Genomic DNA, 23,466 nt, shown 5'->3' on the forward strand with positions numbered 1-23,466 from the left:
GCGTTGAAATCAGGGCGGGTCGCCAAGACCGGCAACCCGCCCTAACAGGATCACTTGGCGTCGGCGATGACTTGCTTGGCGTCTTCCAGCGAATAGCTGACGTTCGCGACGGAGCCTTCGGGCGTGGTGGCCAGCGAGGCGTCCAGCGTGTCCTGTGTGATCTTCAGGAACGGCACGGTCAGATCCTTGGGCACCTCTGCGCCCTCCAGCACCTGCTGCGCAACCCAAAACGCAAGCGAGGCGACACCCGGCGCGATCGACAGAGACAGGGTTTCGTACCCGTTGGCATCGCGCTGGTCGGCCCACCACTGCAACTCGTCCTGACGATTGCCCAGCACGATCAGCGGTGTCGGGCGATCTGCGGCCTTGAACGCCTGCGCAGCCCCATAGCCGTCGCCGCCCTGCGTCACGACCCCCACGATATCGGGAAGCGATGGCAGGATGCCCGCAACCGCCTTTTGCGCAACGTCCTGTGCCCAGTCGCCATGGACCGACCCTACGATTTCAAACTGGGAATGCTCTGCCACGCCCTCGTGAATGCCCTTGGAAATCTCGTCATCAACAAAGACCCCGGCCAGACCGCGAATTTCAAGCAGGTTGCCCCCGTCAGGAAGACGCGTGGCGAGGTAGTCGACTTCTTCCTTGCCCATCGCTGCGAAATCCACCGCGATTCGCCACGCACAGGGTTCGGTCACGATACCGTCAAAGCTGACAACTGTGACACCCGCGTCGCAGGCTTCCTTTACTGCGCCATTCAGTGCCGTCGGCGAGGCCGCGTTCAGGACAATCGCGTCATAGCCCTGCAGAATCATGTTCTGGATCTGCGCGGCCTGCTCAGTCGCCTGATTCTCGGATGTTGTATAGGCGTCGGCGGCAGCGACCGCGCCATCGGCCACGGCTTGCTTGCCCGTGTCCTCGAAGGACTGCAGCATCGCCTGCCGCCACGAATTACCCGCATAGTTGTTGGACAGCGCAATGCGCTTGCCAGAGGTGTCCGCCTGAGCCAATCCGGCGATCATGGCAAGCCCTGCCGCGCTCAGCAGCATCTTCGAAATCGTCATGTTTTCCTCCCTGTCGCGCATTCATCATGCGCTGCGTCCCGGCCCGGAAAGGGCTCTGGTGCGGCGATGATGTTGTCCGCTATTGCGGTTGTAAAGGCAGCATCCCGCAGAGATGGTGCGGGTTCCCGCAACGACTTTACGGTCCGGGGTGTTCCATTTCCGCCCTGACCTTGCAAGAATTGCGGGAACGTGCATCGCGCGACGGGAGGACATCATGACCACCGCCTTGCAGACCCCCGCAAAGGGCAATGTTTTTCTGCGCATCTCGGCTCATCTTGCCGAGCGGACCGACATTGCCTCGGCGCTTGAGGCCGTGGCCGACGAAATCGCTGAAGTCATCCCCTTCACCCACGCCGACCTGTGTCTGAAGGACCGGCCCGGATGGCTCTCCAGTTACGAGGTCGGCATCCAGACGCGCTGGTCGCGCGCCAGAACCAGGGTCGAGGCCTCGCCGATTCGCGACCTGATCACCGGCAAGTGCGATTTCATGCTCTGCGAGGACGCGATGCAAGACCCGCGCCAGACCTATCAGGGCGCCTGCTCGGAACCGATCCTGAACCACGAACTCCGCTCGCGCGTGCATGTCCTGATGAAGGTCATGGGCCAGCCCATCGGCACGCTGAACATCTCGCACTCCACGCCCGGGCTCTATGATCACGAGACGGTCCGGCGCGCACAACATGTCGCCGATGTGCTCTCGCCCTATTTCCATGCCCTGCACACCGCCGAACAGGCCCAGCGGGCCACCCAAGTCCGACAAGAGGCGCAGGCGCGGGAAGAAGGTTTGCGGCGTGGTGCGCTGGAACTGACACAAACGCTTGAACAGGAACGCCAACGTATCGGGATGGATCTGCATGACCAGACCCTCGCGGACCTCACGCGACTGCTCAGGGAAATCACCGGCGACGCCGCACCGCGAAGTGACCATATGGTGCATCGCATCGAGGAAATCATCAGCGATCTGCGACGGATCATCGACACGGCGGTGCCCACCCTGCTGGACCTGTTCGGCTTTGTTCATGCCGTGCAGGTGCACCTCGAACGGGCTGTCGGTTCAGAGCAGATCGAGGTGACGGTCACGGACACGACCGATGGGGCGCCGGATCGGCTGGATCCAACAGTACGAACGGCCCTCTTTCGCATCGCGCAGGAAGCCATCAACAACGCCGCGCGCCACTCTGGTGCCGGCCGCATCGAGGTCTGGATCGAACCGCTGGAACCGTCGGGTCTCGTGCTGACCGTACGCGACGACGGGTGTGGCATTCCTTCGACGTTGCAACGGAGATCGGGCCTTGCCCATATGCGCACCCGCGCGCGTCTGATCTCTGCCGATCTCGACCTGCTGGACGATGGGGGCTGCACTCTTCGCGTGATACTGGGAGAGCGATCATGAAGGTGCTGATCGTCGAGGACGATCAATTCCACGCGACCTATCTTCAGGATGCGCTGGCCGAGGCACTGCCGGAAGTGACGGAAATACTTCACGCCATTGATGGCGCTGCCGGCGAGGAAGCGGCGCGCCAGGCCGAAATCGATGCGATTGTCATGGATCTTCAGATGGTGCGCCGCAACGGCATCGAGGCCGCCCGAACAATCTGGGCCGAACGGCCGCAATGCCGTATCCTGTTCTGGTCGAACTACGCCGACGATGCCTATCTGCGCGGCATCGCCCAGATCGTTCCAGAGGACTGCGCCTATGGCTACGTCCTGAAAACAGCGTCGCGCGCGCGACTCAAACTGGCTCTGCGCGCTGTCCTCATCGAGGGGCAGATCATGGTGGATCGTGAGCTTCACCGTTTGCAGACGCGCGGAGCCTCGCCACGTACGCGGCTCGACGAAAGCGAATTCGATGTGCTGGTGGATCTGGCATTGGGCCTTCAGGACAAACTGATCGCGCAGCGACGCGGAATGTCGCTCAGAACGGTACAGAACCGGCTGTTGTCGCTTTATGAAAAACTCGGCGTCATTTCGGAATCGGATGTAGGCTTGACCCTGAACAAGCGCGTGCGGGCGCTAAACCGCGCCCTCGTGACCCGCACCATCAACATCGAAACACTCGAAGCGGCGCAGCGTGACCTGGAAACCTGGATGGCGGACCGCGGTTGAACCATGACCCCTTCCGCAGTCGAACAAGCGACGGGTTTCCATTGCATTTCTTCAAATGGCAGGCCGTACAGATTTGCTTCTTGAAGACTCTTGATCGAGAGGGAATGGCGGACCCAGTAGGATTCGAACCTACGACCTTCGCCTTCGGAGGGCGACACTCTATCCAGCTGAGCTATGGGTCCGCATTGTTGTTCAGCCAATCATTGGACCAAACTTAGGTCCACCTCAAGACCGAGGTATTTCCCATTCGTTACAGCGTCTCGCCCACCTTCACAAAAAGCGTTCCATCCAGCGGGGCGACAGCTGCCTGAGCGATCTATAGCCGTGCGACTCCTGACCCGCAATCGGAAACTGTAGCACCGATCAGGCAAAGAGTTCATGGGCAAGCTCCAAGGCCTCGACCAGTGTGTCCACCTCTTGAACCGTATTGTAGAGGCCAAAGGACGCGCGGCAGGTGGCTGTGAGGCCCAGATGATCCATCAACGGGCCGGCGCAGTGATGCCCGGCGCGGACCGCGACGCCCCGCTTGTCCAGAATGGTCGAAATATCGTGGGCATGGGCGGCCCCGTCCAACGTGAAGGAAAAGATCGCGGCCTTGTCGGGGGTGTTGCCCTGCACCTGGAGCCAGTTCAACCCGTCCAGTCGCGTGCGGGCATAGTCGCGGACGCTGTCTTCGTAGGCCGCGACGTTGTCCATTCCCAGCTCCATCAAATAGTCCAGAGCCGCGCCCAGGCCGATGGTCTGTACAATTCCGGGGGTCCCGGCTTCGAACTTCATGGGCGGGTCATTGTAGACGACGGCGTCCTTTCTGACTTCCTTGATCATGTCTCCGCCCCCCATGAAGGGACGCATTTCCGCAAGTCGTTCGGACCTGACATAGATCGCGCCCGACCCGGACGGGCCATAGAGCTTGTGCCCGGTGATCGCGTAGAAATCGCAACCGATGTCCTGCACATTCACCGGCATGTGCACCGCCGCCTGACTGCCATCCACCAACACCGGCACACCCAAGGCCTGCGCCTCGCGGGTGATGGATCTGACATCGACGCGTGTGCCCAGAACGTTGGACAGATGGGTGATCGCCACAAGTCTGGTGCGCGGTGTGATCGCATCGATCACGGCTTGCGGATCAAGCGCTCCTGTGGAGTCCACATCGACCCATTTAAGAACCACGCCTTGCCGCTCACGCAGAAAGTGCCAGGGAACGATATTTGCGTGATGTTCCATCACCGACAGGACAATCTCGTCCCCTGCCTGCAGGCGCGGCATTGCCCAGCCGTAGGCAACCATGTTGATGCCCTCGGTGGTGCCGGAATTCAGAACGATCTCGTCTTCGGACGCTGCGCCGAGAAACCGCGCGATCGTATCTCGGACCGCTTCGTATTTCTCGGTAGAGAGGTTGGAAAGAAAATGTAACCCCCTGTGAACGTTGGAATATTCTTCGGAATATCCACGTGCCACAGCGTCGATGACCACCTGCGGCTTTTGCGCCGACGCACCATTATCCAGATACGTCAGAGGCTTGCCATTCACCTCGCGCGACAGGATCGGAAAGTCGGTGCGGATTTTTTCGACGTCATACATAGGCAGTCAGTCCAGAAATTGGGCCCCCGAACAGGGAAATGAGCAAGGTCAGGCCCAGCACGATCGCCGCCATCGAGGCAACCAGCACACCGGCGGATTTGGCCAGAGAGTTCAGCCGGTGCGCCTCATTGACGAAATGGAGCAGGATGTACAGCCCATAGATCGACGCCCCGAAAACCAACAGGGCCGACAGCACCGGAACCGTCAGGATGAGCACGATGACAATCACCATCAGCGCCACGCGAAGCCCCTGAAGCCAGAGAATCGCCAACATGATGTCATCAAGCGTTCCGGTTCCGCCCATGAAACGCCCGGTCCAGAACAGTGCAAAGACGGTCAGGACCAGCCCCCCGGCAACGAGGGCCGTATAGAGAACAGGCACCAGAAACATCTCGGGCAGCGGGGACGGACCGGGAACCAGAAGGTTGGAAAGCGCAAAGAGAAGACCGTTGAGCACCGCAACCAAGGCAAGCCCTGTCCAGAGCGCCTCGCGCGGGATCTCCATACTCAACAGGATGCGCGAGGCCTGTGCCGGGGCCTTGACGGTCAATATCGCCAGATCACGCAGGTTCGTAACCGTCATGTCGCTGATCCTTCTGCTTGCAGCAGGCTTGCGCCCCAGAACCAGGTGAAAATTACGAACCAGACAAATCCGACCGCCTGCAATCCCGGCCCCGGACCGATAAACCCGGCAACCAGCCCATGCAAGAGCAGCAATGGTGTCGAGGCCAAAAGCGACCAGAACAACGCGAGGCGCGCGCCGAACCAGTTCCCCTGCCCGCCGAAGAGCCGCGCGATCAGGTGGCTCAGCCCCGCTAGCCCATAGAGCAACAGCGGAGCGATAAAGAGCCATCCGAGCAAGGCGCCGCCCATGAGCATGTTCAACTCCTGACCGCTCAGGTGCGCCTCGCGGGACAGGCGTGGCAACTGCGCGACAAACACGATGAAGCAGGCTCCCATGAGAATGGCCAGCGCGCGATCTTCACGCTGGCCCATGGTTAGCAATCTCTGCATCACCCGTCGCGGGCCACGGTAGGTGGCCGTAATGTCCGACGTCACAGGCATCAGCGGCGACGTGCCAACCAGTTTTCCAGACGCTCTACGATCTTCTCGGCCAGCGCATTGTCCTCGATCTCGTCTACCGCTTCGGCCAGGAAGGCGAGAGTCAGCAGATCCGTGGCGGCGCTGTGCGGTACGCCACGGGTACGCAGGTAGAACAACGCCTCTTCGTCAATGGCCCCGCTGGTGGAGCCGTGCGAACAGGCGACGTCATCCGCGTAGATTTCCAGTTCCGGCTTGGCGAGAAACTGGCTGTCTCCATCCAGCAAGAGCGATTGGCTGATCTGGTAGCCATCAGTTTTCTGCGCACCTTCCTTGACCAGGATCTTGCCCTGGAACACGCCGGTGGCCCCGTTGCGCAGCACCTTCTTGAACACTTGACGGCTCTCGCAATTCACCGCGTCATGAGTGACAAACACCGTATCGTCGTGATGGAATTCGCCATCCCCGACACAGGCGCCTGCCACATGGGCCATTGCATCGTCGCCGGTCAGTTCGATCACGCACTCATTCCGTGTCAAGATGCCGTTGACGGTCAGGGTAAACGACTTGAACACAGATTGCTCTCCAAGTCGGGCAAACATGTGCGTGACCGCCTTGCGTTTGTGGTCTCTGCCCTGCGCACGCACGTGATGCAGCGTTCCGCCATCCGCAATGTCGACTTCGGTGCAATGATTGAACCGTGCAGCGGCAGGCCCCGTTTCCAGAAGCGTCACCTCGGCACCGCTCTCGACGCGCAGCAAGTGGTGCATGATCGCATCCGAAGTTTCGGACTCCTGTCGATAGATCAAGCTGATCGGTTTGCTCGGTTTGCCCGTTACGTGAATGACAAGACCATCCGTTGCAAAGGCAGTGTTCATCGCCGCAAAAGGACGTTCAACAGGCGTTTGGCCCCGCGCTTCCAACATGCCATACAGCGATTTGGCCCAATGGATATCCGACGCGCCGATCTCGGCAAGGCGCTCTATCTTTACCCCTTCAAGAGACATGTCATCCGAGGATTCAGCATCATACACACCATCGACAAACACGATGTTGAGGCTGTCAACACCATCGAAAATCGGATTCTCCCCGGTGCGCAGCAATCCCGCATGCGGCGTACCCGGATCGAGCAGCATGTCAGGCCGCGTGTATTTCCAATACTCGTCGCGCCGCTGTGGCAACCCCATGGCTGTGACACGATCCAGCGCTTCGCGGCGACTGGCCTCGATCCAGCCCCCTGTCGGCAACACAAGCCCCGCCATACGGGCCTCAGTCGCGCTTTGCTTACGATCAGGCAAGGCCATTACGCCACCTCGGACAGAATATCAGTGTAACCGTTGTGCTCGACTTCGATGGCCAGTTCGGGACCACCCGATTTGACGATGCGGCCATCCGCCATGATGTGCACGACATCAGGCTTGATATGGTCCAGAAGTCTTTGATAATGCGTGATAACAAGGAAACCCCGCCCTTCGCTGCGCAAGGCATTCACACCTTCGGCGACCAGCTTCATCGCATCCACGTCAAGGCCGCTGTCGGTTTCGTCCAGAATGCACATCTTCGGTTCGAGCATCGCCATCTGCAGAATCTCGTTGCGCTTCTTCTCGCCACCGGAAAAGCCGACGTTCACCGGCCGCTTCAGCATTTCGGCGTCAATCTTCAGCGCCCTTGCGCGTTCCCGCACCAGTTTGAGAAAGTCCGCGGCACTCATCTCTTCTTCGCCCCGCGCCTTTCGCTGAGCATTCACGGCGGTCCGCAGAAAGGTCATGTTGCCGACGCCGGGAATTTCCACCGGGTATTGAAACGCAAGGAACAGCCCCGCCGCCGCGCGTTCCTCGGGCTCGAGTTCCAGCAGGTCCAGATCACCCAGCATCGCGCTGCCTTCGGTCACCTCATAGCCGTCGCGCCCCGACAGAACATAGGACAGGGTCGACTTGCCCGACCCGTTCGGCCCCATGATCGCATGGACCGTGCCAGCGTCTACGGTCAGGTCCACGCCTTTGAGAATCTGCTTGTCTTCTTCCTCAAGTTTTACGTGCAGGTTTCTGATTTCCAACATTATTTCATTCCTTGCGTATGCGCGTACCGTTCGGCCGCCATGTTTCCCGACGTCAGCCCAGTACCACTGCAGTGCCCGAGGCGGACACCATCAGCATCGACTGGCCGACAACTTCATAATCCAGATCAACACCCACCACGGCGTTTGCACCTTTTTCCGCTGCGCGCTCTTCCAATTCACGCAGCGCGGTGTCGCGGGCATCCTGCAACTTGCTCTCATAGGCACCGGAGCGACCGCCAACGATGTCGGTGATCGACGCGAAGACGTCACGCACCACGTTGGCACCCATGATGGCCTCGCCCACGACAATGCCCTTGTAGTCGGCGATCTGATATCCTTCGACAGAAGGCGTAGTTGTGATGATCATCTTCTCTCCCAAACTGGGCAGAGGTCATTCTGATGCTGACGCCCCGACCCGATCCTTCGCGTATCTTGGTGAGTGGTCGTTTGTGCCTATCCGACTGAACCTTCGAGTGAAATTGCAACCAGCTGCTGCGCTTCCATGGCAAACTCCATCGGCAGCGCCTGCAGGACGTCCTTGCAGAATCCGTTCACCACCAGCGCCACGGCTTCTTCCTCGTCCATGCCCCGGCTCCGGCAATAGAACAGTTGATCGTCATCCACCTTTGAGGTGGTCGCCTCGTGCTCGACCCGCGCCGAGTTGTTGCGCACTTCGATGTAGGGCACCGTATGCGCCCCGCATTTATCGCCGATCAGCAAACTGTCGCACTGGGTGTAGTTGCGCGCCTCTTTCGCCTTGGGGTGCATTGATACCAACCCGCGATAGGTGTTCTGTGCGTGGCCTGCGCTGATACCCTTGGACACGATCCGCGACTTGGTGTTCTTGCCCAGATGGATCATCTTGGTGCCGGTATCAGCCTGCTGATAGTTGTTGGCGATGGCGATTGAGTAAAACTCGCCCTGGCTGTCGTCACCCCGCAGAATGCAGGATGGGTATTTCCATGTCACGGCGGACCCGGTTTCGACCTGCGTCCACATCACCTTTGACCGGTCGCCCCGGCAATCGGCGCGCTTGGTCACGAAGTTATATATGCCGCCCTTGCCGTTTTCGTCGCCCGGATACCAGTTCTGAACCGTGGAGTATTTCACCTCGGCATCTTCCTCGATGATGATTTCCACCACCGCCGCGTGTAGTTGCGCAATATCACGCGCCGGCGCGGTACACCCTTCGAGATAGGACACATAGCTGCCCTTGTCGGCAATAATCAACGTGCGCTCGAACTGGCCGGTGTTTTCCGCGTTGATGCGGAAATAGGTCGACAATTCCATCGGACAGCGCACGCCCGGAGGAACATAAACGAAAGACCCATCCGAGAATACGGCGCTGTTCAGCGTCGCATAATAGTTGTCACTGACCGGGACGACCGAACCCAGGTATTTCTTGACCAGTTCGGGGTGCTCGCGAATTGCTTCGGAAATCGAGCAGAAGATCACCCCGGCCTTTTTCAATTCGGCCTGAAAGGTGGTGCCGACCGAAACCGAGTCAAAAACCGCGTCCACGGCGACCTTGCGGCCCTCGGCGGGCGCGGCCTCGGCGCCTTCGACACCGGCCAGGATCATCTGTTCTTTCAGCGGGATACCCAGTTTTTCATAGGTGGCCAACAGCTTGGGATCGACCTCGTCCAGCGACTTTGGCTTTATCTCCATCGATTTGGGACGGGCATAATAATACTGGTCCTGAAAATCGATCTCAGGGTAATCGACCATCGCCCATTTGGGCTCTTCTTTCTGCAACCAACGATCATAGGCCTGCAGACGCCAGTCTGTCATCCACTGTGGCTCTTCGTTCTTGCTCGAAATCAGACGCACGATATCCGGGTTCAGCCCCTTGGGGGCATAATCCATCTCGATGTCGGTGTTCCAGCCGTACTTATATGCCCCGCCAACCTCGCGGACGGCATCCACCGTGTCCTGATCGACACCTTCTTTTACTTGTGTCTGGTCCACCATGGTCATGGGCACTCTCCTTCAATCACGCCGCGCGGACGCGAAATTTCTGTTCCTTTTCCAACCACGCATCGGCAAAGCGAAGCACGTCGGTTTGTGTTGTTTCCGGCCCCAGCGACACCCGGATTGCACTGGCGGCCGTTGCATCATCATATCCCATTGCGCGCAGCACCCGGCTCGCCTTGGCCTTGCCGCTGGAGCATGCAGATCCGGCACTGATCGCAAAACCAGCCAGATCCATCTGCATGACCTGAGTTTCGCCTTTCCAACCCGGACTGGAGAAACACAAAGTGTTCGGAAGTCTCGCAGCGCCTTTTCCGACAAAAATAGTATTCTTTGCGGCAGCCACAAGAGCGTTTTCTAGAATATTTCTAATTTCGTCGATTCGCTGCCAGACGCCATCGGAAACGTCGCGCGCCGCGGCCTCGGCAGCCGCGCCAAACCCTGCGATGCCAATGACGTTCTCCGTGCCCGAGCGACGCCCCATCTCCTGCCCACCGCCACGGATTTGCGCGGCCAGATCGGTGCCGCGGCGCATGACAACTGCACCTACGCCTTTCGGTCCGCCCAGTTTATGCGCAGAGATCAGAGCCATCTGTGCGCCCAATTTGTTGAACGCAACCGGGATCTTTCCGAACGCCTGGGTGGCATCCACGACCGCGAGACCGTCAGGGAGACTCTGGATCACGCCGGTTTCGGAATTCGCGAGCTGCAGCACGGACCGGGCAGGATCGGTGACGTCAGCCTGACCCATATGCCCAACGGTCAAAGTATCGTCGATCCAGGCGGCAACGGCATCGTGCTCAATGGCCGCACCGTGCAAACCTCGCCCACCGCAGGCCAGAGCCGCCGCTTCGGTCGCGCCAGAGGTAAAGACGATATCGGCCCCTTCGGCACCAATGGCCGTGGCCACCTGCGCGCGCGCCCGCTCAATCAATGCCTTTGCGGCGCGACCTTCGGCATGAACGCTCGACGGATTGCCGACTACATCCATGGCCGAAACCATGGCCGCGCGCGCCTCGGGACGCAGCGGCATGGTGGCATTGTGGTCAAGGTAGACCCTGGTCATTCGTCGACCACGCTAAACAGACCGGGAACCGCCGGACATGGCGCAAGGTCATTGCACACCACGTCCGAAAGCCGGGTCTGATGCAGGAACACGTAGACATGTGCGCTCATGCTCTCCCACAGCCGATTGGTCAGGGATTGCGCCTTGCTGCCCGAAGACGCGCCCGACGCCCCTGCGCCCTTGTGCATTGCATCCACCTTTTCATCCACCGCCGACAGGACCTCGACCACACGGATATCCGACGCCGGTTTTGCCAGCCTGTACCCGCCACCGGGCCCGCGGACCGAAGAAACCAGTTCGGCCCGGCGCAGCTTGACAAACAACTGCTCAAGATAGGGGAGCGAGATGTTCTGGCGCTGAGAGATGTCACCCAACGTCACCAGCGCATCGTCGGGCTGCAGTGCGATATCGACAAGCGCGGCCATCGCATACCTGCCTTTTGTCGAAAGTTTCATGATCGCTCTCCCAAACGGCTGACATTTGCTCGAAATCATTGACGTTCACGCGTCCAATGCGTATGTGCCCCCAGACGAGGCAACGCCCGCGCGCCCAATTAGAACCGTTCTAAGGTAGCTTAGGGAATTCGTCAAGAATTTCGCAGCACCAGAGCAGAAACAGACAGGACTTACCGCCAAATGCCCGAGGTCATCTTTCCCGGACCCGATGGCCGCCTTGAAGGCCGCTACCACCCCCAAAAGGAAAAGGACGCCCCGATCGCCATCGTGCTGCATCCGCATCCGCAATTTGGCGGAACGATGAACAACAAGGTCGTCTACAACCTGCACTACGCCTTCTACAACATGGGCTTTACGGTGCTGCGCTTCAACTTCCGGGGCGTCGGCCGAAGCCAGGGCGAGTATGATCAGGGCATCGGCGAACTGTCCGACGCGGCGAGCGCGCTCGACTACCTGCAATCGATGAACAACAATTCCAAGCATTGCTGGGTTGCGGGCTTTTCCTTTGGTGCTTGGATCGGCATGCAATTGCTGATGCGTCGCCCGGAAATCACCGGCTTTATCAGCGTGTCGCCACCGGCGAACATGTACGATTTCTCGTTCCTGGCCCCTTGCCCGTCCTCGGGACTTGTCATCAATGGCAGTTCTGATCGCGTTGCACCGCCGGCAGATACTGTGTCCCTGGTGAACAAGCTGCACGAGCAAAAGGGCATCACGATCACCCACCAGGAAATCGAGGGGGCTGACCACTTCTTTCAGGACCCTCACATGGATACCATGATTGGCAATGTCAGCGACTACGTGAAGCGCAGGCTGACTGAAACCACACGCTAGATCGGATCGGACGCCGCGATGAGCACCCTGGACACTCTCGCCTCCAAATTGGCCGATGACACGATAGAGGCCATGAAGATCACCGGTGAAGAGCGTCTGTTCGTCGAGGTCGGCGAGCTGATTGGTGCATCATCGCAGACGTTGGAAGAAGCCTATCTGACGGAAATCCGCATCCGGCTCGCCGATCGTGCCGCGCGCAAGTTTCTCGCGACCAAGGTCGCTGCGGCAAAGCGAACGGCGTCCGCCCCTCCCTCGGCATGACGGAACGTCTTGATGCGCAGTTCGCGTTTCTTCGCGAAGCGGACAAGCTGAAATCCATCCTGCGCGCCTCGTGTCTGATCGACGGGTCGCGGCATGAAAACTCGGCGGAGCACAGTTGGCACATCATGCTGTATGCACTTGTGCTGTCGGAACAGGCTGCACCGGGCGTCGATATCAATCGCGTGCTGAAAATGCTGTTGATCCACGACATCGTCGAAATCGACGCCGGAGATGCGCCCATTCACGGCAACGTCGATCACGCCGCAATGGCCGCCAAGGAAGCTGCCGCGGCCGATCGCCTGTTCAGGCTCTTGCCGAGTGATCAGGCCGAGAGCTTTCGCGCCCTCTGGGGCGAATTTGAGGCCGCCGAAAGCCCGGATGCGATCCATGCCAAGAGCATCGACCGACTGCAAACGCCGATTGCGAACCTCGTCACTGGCGGCGGCAGCTGGAAAGACTATGACGTGACGCTGGAGCAGTTGGAAGCGCGTGTCGGTGTTCCCGTCAAACGCGGTTTGCCAAAGGTGTGGGCCTGGCTCCTGCCAAAACTCCAGACGTTTTTCGCAGCGCGGGAACGCGGCTGACACCGCTCTCAGGGTGACATGTAGCGCGCAAGAGTCTCTCGGAACGACGCCGGTATCTGCGCGGCGCGGCGGGTATCCAGATCGAGAAGCACCGACTTCCAATGCGACTCGAACACCGGCGTGCCGTCTTCACGCCAGATACAATTGCGAAAGGTGGCCGAACGGTCGCTGATTTCCGAGATGTCCGTTTCCACGACAAGGGCTTCGCCTTCCAGGACCTCTGATTTGAAGTCGCTCTCGGAATGAACCACCGCAAACGAAAGCCGCTGGCCGTCGACAACCTCTCCCGGAACCCAGCCCATTGCACCCTGCATGGCAAATCCGTTCTGATTGCAAAGTGCAAAGTAACGCGCAACATTCATATGACCCAGGGCGTCACAATCGGCCGTCCCGATCACCACGCGCGTCTTGTGCGACACCCCCATAGCCCAACCTTTCCATATTCGACGTTCCGTGCGACGATACACCGTGCCGCGCGACTGGCAATCCTCCCTGCGACAAAACAGTATACCATGGCATACAGGGCTTTAAGATGTCGTCGGGATCAGTTATATCGCGCATGAAATCGACCCAAGGCCCGAAAGGCAGACCCTATGGCAAACCTCTCCGATACCGATATTGTCTATACCACCGTTGACGAAGCGCCGGAACTGGCAAGCGCGTCGCTGCTTCCGATCGTACGTTTCTTTGCCAAAGCAGCCGACATCACTGTCGACACCCGCGACATCTCGCTCGCAGGCCGGATCATTGCGACCTTTCCGGATTACCTGACGGACGCGCAAAAGCAGGACGACGACCTTGCAGCACTGGGCGAATGGGTCAAGACGCCCGAAGCGAATGTGATCAAGCTGCCAAACATTTCGGCCTCCGTACCACAGTTGGTCGCGGCGGTGACCGAGTTGCAATCCAAAGGCTATGCCCTGCCCGACTATCCCGAAGACCCCAAAACCGACGAAGAAAAAGACGTTCGGGCACGCTATGACTCGATCAAGGGCTCGGCCGTGAACCCTGTTCTGCGGGAAGGCAATTCCGACCGTCGTGCCGCCAAGGCCGTCAAGAACTATGCCATGGCCAACCCGCATCGGATGGGCAATTGGAGCGCGGACAGCAAGACGCATGTCGCTTCGATGCCAGCAGACGATTTTTATGCCAACGAAACCTCCACGACGGTCACCGCTGCACAGGCAGGCGCGGCAAAGATCGTCCTGACCGGTACGGATGGCAGCGAAACGGTACTGAAAGACGGCGTTGAGCTTGAAGAAGGCACCGTGGTTGACGCAACCTTCATGTCCGCTGCCGCATTGCGCAGCTTTCTGAAAGGTGAAATCGCCAGCATGCAGCCGGGCGTTCTGTTTTCGCTGCACATGAAGGCGACGATGATGAAGGTCTCTGACCCGATCATCTTTGGCCATGCGGTTTCCGTCTATCTCGAAGACTTCTTCGCCAGGCATGGGGCCGCACTCGACGCCTTGGGCGTGAATCCCAATTCCGGAATCGGCGATATCGAAGCACGCATTGCGGACAATGCCGAGTTGAAAGCCGATCTTGCAGCGGCCCTCGCTGCGCGCCCGCCGATGTACATGGTGAATTCCGACAAGGGCATCACCAACCTGCACGTTCCGTCGGACGTGATCATCGACGCCTCCATGCCCGCCGTAATCCGTGCGGGTGGCAAGGGTTGGGGCCCGGATGGCAACGAAGCCGATACCAAATGTGTGATTCCGGATCGCTGCTATGCGTCGGTCTACGATGAAACCATCAGCTACTTTAAAGAGACCGGTGCGCTGGACGTGACCACTTCGGGCACGGTGCAAAACGTCGGCCTGATGGCGCAAAAGGCGGAAGAGTATGGATCGCACCCGACCACGTTCGAAATTCCGACGGCTGGCACCGTGCGGATGATCGCCGCCAATGGCGATGTCCTGCACACGCACGATGTTCAGGCCGGCGACATCTGGCGCTCGTCCACCGCGAGGCAGGCGCCGATCGAGGACTGGGTACAGCTGGCAATCGATCGCCAGGCGGCAACCGGCGCACAGGCGATATTCTGGCTCGATGCAGACCGCGCCCACGATGCGGTTCTGATTGAAAAGGTCAAACCGATCCTTCAGGCCAAGGGCGTTGCAGACAAATTCCAGATCCTCGCGCCTCGCGAGGCGACCCGCCTGTCGCTGGAAACGATCCGCAAGGGTGAAGACAGTATCGCCATCACCGGCAACGTTCTGCGTGACTATCTGACCGACCTGTTCCCGATCCTCGAACTTGGCACCTCGGCCAAGATGCTGTCGATCGTCAAGCTGATGCAGGGCGGTGGTTTGTTCGAAACCGGTGCCGGGGGGTCTGCTCCCAAGCACGTGCAGCAGCTTGTCGAGGAAAACCACCTGCGTTGGGACAGCCTGGGCGAGTTCTGTGCGCTTGGCGAGAGCATTTCCTTCCTTGCCGACCGCAAGGGCAACGCCAAGGCTGCAGTGCTGGGCAAGGCCGTTGATGCCGCAACTCAGGGCGTTCTCGACAACGACCGCAGCCCGAGCCGCAAGGTCGGCCAGCCGGACAACCGCGACAGCCACTACTGGTTTGCGCGGTACTGGGCCGAGGCGCTCGTCGCCCAGACAGAGGATGCGGAGCTGGCGGCCTATTTTGCCCCGGTCGCGCAGGCGCTGGCGGATGGCGAAGCCACAATTGTAGCAGAGCTTGCCGCGGTTCAGGGCCAACCGGCAGATATCGGCGGCTACTACAAGGCGGTCCCTGAAAAGCTGACCGCAGTGATGCGCCCCAGCGCAACACTGAACAGCATATTCGCCTGATCACAAACGAAACGCGCGCCCGGACCAATCCATACGGTCCGGGCGCGAATGCATCATTGGAAAGCCGGGAAGCTGCCACTCTGTGCAGCGCTCAGCTACTTCGGAAACGTGGGAAACGCCTCAGTGTCAGGTGCCCCAGAAATTCTGCGAAACGCTTTCGCCCGGTAGTTTCCGTTTCGGGTGCAGGCCCATTCTGATCAAACAGTCTGGAAACTGATATCGCGTTCGTCCGGCCCGACGGCGTAGGGTCTCATTGTCATGATAGCCAAAACGGCCTAGACGCCCCGAACACCACCTTCAAACAGAATGATCCCGGAATGCCAATCCACTATCTTTACCTGCTGCTGGCGATTGTCGCCGAGACGATCGGAACCACAGCGCTTCAGGCCAGTCAGCAATTCACCCGTTTCGGCCCATCCGTGGTTGTCGTGATCAGCTATGGAATCGCCTTCTACCTGCTGGCGCTGGCACTTCGGTTCATGCCGGTCGGCGTCGCATATGCCATCTGGTCAGGATTGGGCATCGTGCTGATCGCACTGATCGGGCTCATCCTCTTCGGTCAGAAGCTTGATCTCGCAGCAGTGATCGGGCTCGGCCTGATCATCGCCGGTATCGTCATCATTCAGCTGTTCTCGAACACCGCCAGCCACTGAGCGTTGCGGAAATCACGGATTAGGTCTGGCTATTGACGGCGTGCCGCGCTATGCGCGCGTCAACTCCCGTACAAAGGCTGAACCTATGGACCTGCGCAACATCGCAATCATCGCACATGTGGATCACGGCAAGACCACGCTGGTGGACGAACTGCTGAAACAATCCGGAACCTACCGGGACAACCAGGCCACCACCGAACGGGCCATGGACAGCAACGACCTGGAGCGCGAACGTGGGATCACCATCCTAGCCAAAGCCACATCCGTGGTCTGGAAAGGCACCCGCATCAACATCGTTGACACCCCCGGCCACGCCGATTTCGGCGGTGAGGTCGAGCGCATCCTGTCGATGGTGGATGGCGTCGTGCTGCTTGTGGATGCCGCCGAAGGCCCGATGCCGCAGACCAAGTTTGTCACCTCCAAGGCGCTTGCCCTCGGGCTGCGCCCGATCGTGGTTCTGAACAAGGTCGACAAACCGGATGCCGAGCCAGACCGGGCACTGGACGAGTGCTTTGACCTTTTCGCCAATCTCGGTGCCAGCGACGAGCAGCTGGATTTTCCGGCGATGTATGCCTCCGGACGCTCGGGCTGGGCCGATATGGAACTGGATGGGCCGCGCAAGGATCTGACGGCACTGTTTGATCTGATCGTGGAACATGTCGCCGCCCCGGCACAGATCGCGCATATGGACGAACCGTTTCGCATGCTCGCGACCACGCTGGGAAATGACCCGTTTATCGGTCGCATCCTGACCGGCCGTGTCGAAAGCGGCACGCTCAAGGCAGGTGAAACCGTCAAGGCGCTGACCCGTGACGGCGCGCTGATCGAGAATTTTCGCTGCACCAAGATTCTGGCCTTTCGCGGCCTGTCGCAGCAGCAGATTGAACGTGCCGAAGCTGGCGATATCGTCAGCCTTGCGGGCATGTCCAAGGCCACCGTCGCCGACAGCATCGTCGCGCCCTCGGTGTCTGATGCCCTGCCCGCCCAGCCGATCGATCCTCCCACCATCACCGTGACCTTCGGTATCAACGACAGCCCGCTTGCCGGACGTGACGGCAAGAAGGTGCAGTCCCGTGTGATCCGCGAACGGTTGATGAAAGAAGCCGAAAGCAATGTCGCGATCAAGATCAGCGATACGCCCGGCGGCGAGGCCTTTGAGGTCGCGGGCCGTGGTGAATTGCAAATGGGCGTCTTGATCGAAAACATGCGCCGCGAGGGCTTTGAACTTTCGATCTCACGCCCGCAGGTCCTGTTTCGGGAGATCGACGGCCAGCGTATGGAGCCGATCGAAGAGGCAACCATCGACGTTGACGATGAGTATTCTGGCTCCGTGATCGAAAAGATCACCGGGGTGCGCAAGGGCGAGCTGGTGGAAATGAAACCCGCCGGCGCAGGCAAGACGCGGATCATCGCGCATGTCCCCTCGCGCGGGTTGATCGGCTATCACGGTGAGTTTCTGACCGACACGCGCGGGACCGGGGTGCTGAACCGCGTGTTCCACAGCTGGGCACCGCACAAAGGTGCCATCCCCGGCCGTCGCGCGGGTGTTCTGATCTCGATGGAGAAAGGACAATCCGTCGCCTATGCGCTCTGGAACCTTGAAGAGCGCGGCCGCATGTTCATTGGCGCACAGGCAGATGTCTACCAGGGCATGATCATCGGCGAGCACAGCCGCGAGAACGATCTCGAGGTGAACCCGCTCAAGGGCAAAAAGCTCACCAACGTGCGGGCCAGCGGCACCGACGAAGCCGTGCGCCTGACCACGCCGATCACCATGTCGCTGGAAGAGGCGATTGCCTATGTCGATGATGACGAACTGGTTGAAGTCACACCCAACGCCATCCGTCTGCGCAAACGCCACCTCGACCCGCACGAACGCAAGCGCGCCGCCAAGGCCGCCAGTTAAGCCGATTTCGGCACCGGCGCATACCACGCGCCGGTCGCTTACGTTAAGGCCCGAGTCTCTGTCCGAGCGACCGGATCCGTCAATCGGTGGTTTCCACAACCATCAGTTCGCGCTCTGACGCGCCGCGCGCATGGTTGAGCGCCGCCTGGTACTCCGGCGAATTGTAGCAGTCGACAGCCGCGTCCACGGACGGAAACCGGGCAACGACGTTGCGCGGGCGTTCCTTGCCTTCCAGTTGAACAAAACGCCCACCGCGCGCGATGAATTCACCACCGTGCTTGGCAATCGCCGGTCCCGCAAGTTCGGCGTATTTGCCGTATGCGTCAGAGTCCGTCACCGTCACATGTGCAATCCAGAGCGCGCCCATATCAGCCTCCCATAACCTTTTCTACCGCCGCAATCGCGGCATCCGCGTTGCCCGTATCCCGGCCACCGCCCTGCGCCAGATCGGGCCGCCCGCCGCCGCCCTTTCCGCCCAGCTCAATCACTGCGGCCTTGACCAGATCGACCGCCGACAACTGACCCGTCAGATCATCGGTGACGCCGGCTGCCACGGCGGCCTTGCCACCTGCGTCTGCAATCAGCAGGACCGCACCGCTGCCGATGCGGGTCTTGTGTTCGTCAATCAACGCCGGAAGATCTTTGCCAGTGACGCCGCTGAGCACCTGAGCAACCAGAGCGACACCATTGATCTGCCGCGCGTCGGGCGCGGCCTGACCACCGCCCACCATTGCCAGCTCACGGCGCAGCTGCGCCACCTCGTTGCCCAGGGCCTTGCGCTCGTCCATCAGCGCACGGACGCGATCGGGCACATCGGCCGATTGCGCCTTGAGCACACCTGCGAGTTCCGAAAGCCGTTGATCCTGTTCACTCAGATAGCGAAATGCCTCCGCCCCCGTCAGCGCCTCGATCCGACGCACGCCGGCGCTTGATGCAGAGTCGCCCAAGGCAACGAACACGCCGATGTCGCCGGTCTGGCGCACGTGGGTCCCGCCGCAGAGTTCGATCGAATAGGTCGCGCCATTGCCGCCCTTGCCCGAACTTGGGTCCACCCCCATTGACACCACGCGCACTTCGTCACCGTATTTCTCGCCAAACAACGCCTGCGCCCCGATCCCGCGCGCATCGTCGGGCGTCATGATACGAGTCTCGACCGGCGCGTTCTGGCGGATGAAGCTGTTCACCTCTTCCTGAACCCGTTGCAACTCTTCTGCGGTCAAAGCCTTGGCATGGCTGAAGTCGAACCGCAACCGATCCTCGGCATTCAGCGATCCGCGCTGCGCCACGTGATCACCCAACGCACGGCGCAATGCCTCGTGCAGCAGGTGCGTCGCGGAATGATTGGCGCGGATGGATGTCCGGCGGCCATGATCCACCGTCAATGACGCGGCCTCTCCAACCCGGATGTGCCCTTCGCTTATCTTTGCGATGTGCAGGAACACCCCCGCCGTCTTGCGCGTATCGGTCACCTGCGCGACACCGCTCTCGGTTCGGATTTCTCCGGTATCGCCCACCTGTCCGCCACTTTCGGCATAGAAAGGGGATTGGTTGAGCGCGATCTGCACCTCCTGGCCCTGCTCTGCCTGATCTGCCGTGCTGCCGTCCCGGACAAGCGCAACGATCTGCCCTTCGGCCGTTTCCGTGTCATATCCCAGGAAATCGGTAGTGCCGTGCTGATCGGCAACATCGAACCAGACGGTCGCATCCGCCGATTCGCCGCTGCCTGACCATGCCGCGCGTGCCTTGGCCTTTTGCTCGGCCATCGCCGCGTCAAACCCGTCTGTATCGACGGTCCGGTCCTGTTCACGCAACGCATCCTGCGTCAGATCAAGCGGAAACCCATAAGTGTCATAGAGCTTGAACGCCGCCTGGCCGGGAAGTGCGGCCCCTTCGGGCAGATTTGCCAGTTCATCGTCCAACAGCTTCAGCCCACGATCAAGCGTCTGCTTGAACCGGGTTTCTTCCTGCTTCAAGGTCTCTTCGATCAAGGATTGCGCCCGGCCCAACTCAGGATAGGCCGCGCCCATCTGCTGTACCAATGCAGGCACAAGACGGTACATCAGCGGATCTTTCACACCCAGGAGATGGGCGTGGCGCATCGCGCGCCGCATGATCCGCCGCAGAACGTAACCGCGCCCGTCATTGGACGGCATCACGCCATCCGCCATCAGGAACGAGGTCGAGCGAAGATGATCTGCAATGACCCGATGATGTGTCTTGCCCGGCCCGTCGGGATCGGTGCTGCTCGCATCCGCGCTGGCCTCGATGAGGCTCCGCATCAGGTCCGTCGCATAATTGTCGTTCGTGCCCTGCAACAGGGCCGCGACCCGCTCGATTCCCATACCGGTATCGATCGACTGGTTCGGCAAGTCCTTGCGGCTGCCGTCCTCGAACTGCTCGTATTGCATGAAAACGAGGTTCCAGATCTCGACAAACCGGTCGCCATCGTCGTCAGGGCTACCCGGAGGGCCACCCCAATGCTGCTCGCCGTGATCATAGAAAATCTCGGTGCAGGGCCCACAGGGACCGGTCGGCCCCATCTGCCAGAAATTGTCGCTGGTCGGAATCCGGATGATCCTGTCGTCAGGCAGGCCGGCAACCTTCTTCCAGATCTCCGCAGCTTCGTCATCCGTGTGATAGACCGTGACCAGCAGGCGGGACTTGTCGATCCCCAGATCGCGGGTGATCAACTCCCAGGCAAACGGGATCGCATCGGATTTGAAGTAATCTCCGAAACTGAAATTGCCGAGCATCTCGAAGAACGTGTGATGCCGCGCCGTATAGCCGACATTGTCCAGATCGTTATGTTTGCCGCCGGCGCGGACACATTTTTGCGCTGTCGTCGCGCGCTTGTAGTCGCGATGTTCGACGCCGGTGAACAGGTTCTTGAACTGGACCATGCCGGAATTTGCGAACATCAACGTGGGGTCGTTCCGCGGCACCAGGGGGCTGCTCTCCACAACCTCATGACCTTGCTTTGCAAAATAGCTCAGAAAGGTGGACCGGATGTCATTCAACGTGGGCATGGGCAAACTTTCGGCGGTTCAAGACTGGACACTGAAATAGCCGCAAGCCCCGGCACTGTCCACCGCCGCAATGAGCCGATATCATTGCAAAAAAGGCGCACCGTGCGGCGCGCCTCTCTGACCTGGTCGTAACTCTATTCCGCTCAGCACTTTGTGGCAGCAGGCCCGTCTGACCGTCGGCGACTCACGCCTCCAGCACATCCTCGCCACTGGCAGCTCCCGGCTTGGGCATATCAAAGTCCAATCCATGTGCCGCCCTGATCTTGTCTTCGATGTCATACGCGATCTGGGGATTGTCCCGCAGATATTGTTTCGCGTTTTCACGACCCTGCCCGATACGCTCATCTCCGTAACTCATCCAGGCACCGGACTTGTCGACGACCCCCGCCTTGACGCCGAGATCAAGCAGCTCACCCATCTTGGAAATGCCCTCGCCATACATGATGTCGAATTCGACCTGCTTGAACGGCGCAGCGACCTTGTTCTTGACGACCTTCACGCGGGTTGCGTTGCCGACAACCTCGTCACGATCCTTGATCGACCCGATGCGCCGAATGTCCAGCCGCACCGAACTGTAGAATTTGAGTGCGTTGCCGCCGGATGTGGTTTCAGGGCTGCCGAACATGACGCCGATCTTCATCCTGATCTGGTTGATGAAAATCACCATGCAGTTGCTGCGCGAGATCGACCCCGTCAGCTTGCGCATGGCCTGGCTCATCAGGCGGGCCTGGACGCCGACACTGCTGTCGCCCATATCGCCTTCCAGTTCCGACTTCGGCGTCAATGCGGCGACCGAATCCACCACCACCATGTTGACCGCCCCGGAACGTACCAACGTGTCCGTGATCTCCAACGCCTGCTCGCCGGTGTCGGGCTGGCTGATCAGCAACTCGTCGATATCGACGCCAAGCTTGCGGGCATATTGCGGATCAAGCGCGTGTTCGGCATCGACAAAGGCACAAACACCGCCACGTTTCTGCTGTTCGGCCACGCAGTGAAGCGTGAGCGTGGTCTTGCCCGAGCTTTCCGGTCCGTAGATTTCCACGATGCGGCCCATAGGCAATCCGCCGATCCCTAGCGCGATATCAAGCCCCAGAGATCCTGTCGAACTGGACTCGATCTCCTGAATGGCGCCCTCGGCTCCAAGCTTCATGATCGACCCTTTGCCGAATTGTCGTTCGATTTGAGCAAGCGCGCTGTCCAGCGCCTTTTGCTTGTCTGCGTTTTTCTTGCTGCTCATGGTCAAAAGATCCGCCATAGTCCTGTTTCCCTGTCTTAGTGTCACACCCGTAGACGGGCGGCAATCTCTGCTTTGTTCACCTCTTGTTCCTGATAGGATCAAATGGAGAACATTTCAATTAGAATTTTCGATATCCCCACTGTTTCTGAAAGGGGTTAAAGAGTAGTTTACCCATTGAAATTGCCAATTCCACGTGGAGAAACGACTGATAGATGCTTGTTTTTCATAAAGAACGCCTGGCATTTCTGGCTGTACCAAAAACCGGCACCACGGCCTATCATGCAGCCTTGTCCAGGCGGGCCGACATCGTCGTTTCACATCCCTCCGGGCTGAAACATGCCTCGGTCTATCGCTACAGTAGATTTTTCCGCCCCATGTTCAACAAGGTGGGCGGCGCCGAAATGGAACTCCTGGCGGTGATGCGTGAACCTGTCAGCTGGCTTGGCAGCTGGTACAGATACCGCCAGAGAGCCGACTTGCGTGAAACAGACCGAAGCACCTTCGGGATGAATTTCGACGAATTCGTACTCGCCTATGTCAAGGGCAACCGACCGGCATTTGCGGACGTCGGAAGTCAGGCCAGCTTTCTCAAGACCCACCCCAGCGGAACCGCAATCACCCATCTGTTTCGCTACGAAGACTTGACCCGGTTGAACAGGTTTCTGGAAGACCGGCTTGGCGTCGAGATCGTGTTGGGACGCAAAAACGTGTCTCCGGAAATGAACCTGTCGCTATCGCCCGACGTTGATCGAAAATACCGGAAAAAGTGTCAGGAGGAGTTCCGTCTATACGATAGTATCGTCTGAAATCCGCCC

23 protein-coding genes and 1 tRNA gene are annotated in these 23,466 nt (G+C 59.7%); 9 read left to right on the forward strand and 15 right to left on the reverse strand.

Going from position 1 to position 23,466, the window contains the following annotated elements:
• Positions 1 to 50 precede the first annotated feature (50 nt).
• Positions 51 to 1,061 carry an ABC transporter substrate-binding protein gene (locus tag QO231_RS07500; RefSeq protein WP_316774787.1) on the reverse strand — a complete coding sequence of 337 codons (1,011 nt, stop codon included), beginning with the start codon at positions 1,059 to 1,061 and terminating at the stop codon, positions 51 to 53.
• Positions 1,062 to 1,275: 214 nt separating this feature from the next.
• On the opposite strand from QO231_RS07500, the gene QO231_RS07505 reads away from it, so the two are divergent.
• Complete coding sequence (locus QO231_RS07505; RefSeq protein WP_316774790.1) at positions 1,276 to 2,454, forward strand: sensor histidine kinase; 1,179 nt, start codon at positions 1,276 to 1,278, stop codon at positions 2,452 to 2,454.
• Positions 2,451 to 3,167 carry a response regulator transcription factor gene (locus tag QO231_RS07510; RefSeq protein ID WP_316774792.1) on the forward strand — a complete coding sequence of 239 codons (717 nt, stop codon included), beginning with the start codon at positions 2,451 to 2,453 and terminating at the stop codon, positions 3,165 to 3,167. Before QO231_RS07505 ends, QO231_RS07510 begins: the two co-directional genes overlap by 4 nt.
• A gap of 105 nt (positions 3,168 to 3,272) precedes the next feature.
• On the opposite strand, the gene QO231_RS07515 is transcribed toward QO231_RS07510, so the two are convergent.
• The 10 genes from QO231_RS07515 to QO231_RS07560 all read right to left on the reverse strand — a co-directional run bounded on the left by QO231_RS07515 (position 3,273) and on the right by QO231_RS07560 (position 11,343).
• A tRNA-Arg gene (locus QO231_RS07515) sits at positions 3,273 to 3,349 on the reverse strand.
• Positions 3,350 to 3,530: 181 nt separating this feature from the next.
• A complete protein-coding gene (locus QO231_RS07520) occupies positions 3,531 to 4,751 on the reverse strand; it encodes a cysteine desulfurase (protein ID WP_316774794.1) in 1,221 nt (406 codons plus the stop codon).
• Positions 4,744 to 5,334, reverse strand: a complete 591-nt coding sequence (locus tag QO231_RS07525) for a Yip1 family protein (protein ID WP_316774796.1) — start codon at positions 5,332 to 5,334, stop codon at positions 4,744 to 4,746. The genes QO231_RS07520 and QO231_RS07525 overlap by 8 nt, the downstream gene beginning before the upstream one ends.
• Positions 5,331 to 5,816, reverse strand: coding sequence for a YIP1 family protein (locus tag QO231_RS07530; protein WP_316774798.1), 486 nt, complete (start codon positions 5,814 to 5,816; stop codon positions 5,331 to 5,333). Before QO231_RS07530 ends, QO231_RS07525 begins: the two co-directional genes overlap by 4 nt.
• The gene (locus QO231_RS07535; RefSeq protein WP_316774799.1) at positions 5,816 to 7,096 is read right to left on the reverse strand and encodes a SufB/SufD family protein; all 1,281 of its coding nucleotides are present in this window, start codon (positions 7,094 to 7,096) and stop codon (positions 5,816 to 5,818) included. The genes QO231_RS07530 and QO231_RS07535 overlap by 1 nt, the downstream gene beginning before the upstream one ends.
• Positions 7,096 to 7,851, reverse strand: a complete 756-nt coding sequence (sufC, locus tag QO231_RS07540) for a Fe-S cluster assembly ATPase SufC (RefSeq protein ID WP_316774800.1) — start codon at positions 7,849 to 7,851, stop codon at positions 7,096 to 7,098. Before sufC ends, QO231_RS07535 begins: the two co-directional genes overlap by 1 nt.
• Positions 7,852 to 7,903: 52 nt before the next feature.
• Entirely contained in the window at positions 7,904 to 8,218 is a 315-nt protein-coding gene (locus QO231_RS07545) for a heavy metal-binding domain-containing protein (RefSeq protein WP_316774802.1), read from the reverse strand.
• Positions 8,219 to 8,304: 86 nt separating this feature from the next.
• Positions 8,305 to 9,828, reverse strand: coding sequence for a Fe-S cluster assembly protein SufB (gene sufB, locus QO231_RS07550; protein ID WP_316774804.1), 1,524 nt, complete (start codon positions 9,826 to 9,828; stop codon positions 8,305 to 8,307).
• A gap of 16 nt (positions 9,829 to 9,844) precedes the next feature.
• Positions 9,845 to 10,888 (reverse strand): cysteine desulfurase family protein, encoded by a 1,044-nt coding sequence (locus QO231_RS07555; protein WP_316774806.1) that lies wholly within the window; start codon positions 10,886 to 10,888, stop codon positions 9,845 to 9,847.
• Complete coding sequence (locus tag QO231_RS07560; protein WP_316774808.1) at positions 10,885 to 11,343, reverse strand: Fe-S cluster assembly transcriptional regulator IscR; 459 nt, start codon at positions 11,341 to 11,343, stop codon at positions 10,885 to 10,887. Before QO231_RS07560 ends, QO231_RS07555 begins: the two co-directional genes overlap by 4 nt.
• A gap of 180 nt (positions 11,344 to 11,523) precedes the next feature.
• On the opposite strand from QO231_RS07560, the gene QO231_RS07565 reads away from it, so the two are divergent.
• The 3 genes from QO231_RS07565 to QO231_RS07575 are packed head-to-tail and all read left to right on the forward strand — an operon-like array spanning position 11,524 to position 13,022.
• Positions 11,524 to 12,177, forward strand: a complete 654-nt coding sequence (locus QO231_RS07565; RefSeq protein ID WP_316774810.1) for an alpha/beta hydrolase — start codon at positions 11,524 to 11,526, stop codon at positions 12,175 to 12,177.
• An 18-nt stretch (positions 12,178 to 12,195) separates the two neighbouring features.
• Positions 12,196 to 12,438, forward strand: coding sequence for a hypothetical protein (locus QO231_RS07570; RefSeq protein WP_316774811.1), 243 nt, complete (start codon positions 12,196 to 12,198; stop codon positions 12,436 to 12,438).
• Positions 12,435 to 13,022 (forward strand): HD domain-containing protein, encoded by a 588-nt coding sequence (locus tag QO231_RS07575; protein ID WP_316774813.1) that lies wholly within the window; start codon positions 12,435 to 12,437, stop codon positions 13,020 to 13,022. Before QO231_RS07570 ends, QO231_RS07575 begins: the two co-directional genes overlap by 4 nt.
• 8 nt (positions 13,023 to 13,030) lie before the next feature.
• Here the strand turns inward: QO231_RS07575 and QO231_RS07580 are convergent, their stop codons facing one another.
• Entirely contained in the window at positions 13,031 to 13,441 is a 411-nt protein-coding gene (locus tag QO231_RS07580; RefSeq protein WP_316774815.1) for an acyl-CoA thioesterase, read from the reverse strand.
• Between the two features lie 174 nt (positions 13,442 to 13,615).
• Here QO231_RS07580 and QO231_RS07585 point away from each other — a divergent pair, with 174 nt between their 5' ends.
• The 3 genes from QO231_RS07585 (at position 13,616) to typA (ending at position 18,385) form a co-directional block, all read left to right on the forward strand.
• The gene (locus QO231_RS07585) at positions 13,616 to 15,826 is read left to right on the forward strand and encodes an NADP-dependent isocitrate dehydrogenase (protein ID WP_316774816.1); all 2,211 of its coding nucleotides are present in this window, start codon (positions 13,616 to 13,618) and stop codon (positions 15,824 to 15,826) included.
• Positions 15,827 to 16,143: 317 nt separating this feature from the next.
• Positions 16,144 to 16,479, forward strand: coding sequence for a DMT family transporter (locus tag QO231_RS07590; RefSeq protein ID WP_316774817.1), 336 nt, complete (start codon positions 16,144 to 16,146; stop codon positions 16,477 to 16,479).
• Positions 16,480 to 16,564: 85 nt separating this feature from the next.
• A complete protein-coding gene (typA, locus tag QO231_RS07595; RefSeq protein ID WP_316774818.1) occupies positions 16,565 to 18,385 on the forward strand; it encodes a translational GTPase TypA in 1,821 nt (606 codons plus the stop codon).
• 79 nt (positions 18,386 to 18,464) lie between these two features.
• Here typA and QO231_RS07600 read toward each other — a convergent pair whose 3' ends face one another.
• The 3 genes from QO231_RS07600 to recA all read right to left on the reverse strand — a co-directional run bounded on the left by QO231_RS07600 (position 18,465) and on the right by recA (position 22,669).
• Positions 18,465 to 18,752: a DUF1330 domain-containing protein gene (locus QO231_RS07600; protein ID WP_316774819.1), complete on the reverse strand. Its 288-nt coding sequence runs from the start codon at positions 18,750 to 18,752 to the stop codon at positions 18,465 to 18,467.
• Position 18,753: 1 nt separating this feature from the next.
• On the reverse strand, positions 18,754 to 21,411 hold the full coding sequence (gene alaS / locus QO231_RS07605; protein WP_316774821.1) for an alanine--tRNA ligase: 2,658 nt from the start codon (positions 21,409 to 21,411) through the stop codon (positions 18,754 to 18,756).
• A gap of 184 nt (positions 21,412 to 21,595) precedes the next feature.
• Positions 21,596 to 22,669: a recombinase RecA gene (recA, locus tag QO231_RS07610; protein WP_316774823.1), complete on the reverse strand. Its 1,074-nt coding sequence runs from the start codon at positions 22,667 to 22,669 to the stop codon at positions 21,596 to 21,598.
• A gap of 194 nt (positions 22,670 to 22,863) precedes the next feature.
• Between recA and QO231_RS07615 the strand changes: the two genes are divergently transcribed.
• The gene (locus QO231_RS07615; protein WP_316774825.1) at positions 22,864 to 23,457 is read left to right on the forward strand and encodes a gamma-glutamyl kinase; all 594 of its coding nucleotides are present in this window, start codon (positions 22,864 to 22,866) and stop codon (positions 23,455 to 23,457) included.
• The last annotated feature ends 9 nt before the right edge of the window (positions 23,458 to 23,466 follow it).

Origin of the sequence: Sedimentitalea todarodis (genome assembly GCF_032595355.1) — a bacterium.
GTDB lineage: Bacteria > Pseudomonadota > Alphaproteobacteria > Rhodobacterales > Rhodobacteraceae > Sedimentitalea > Sedimentitalea todarodis.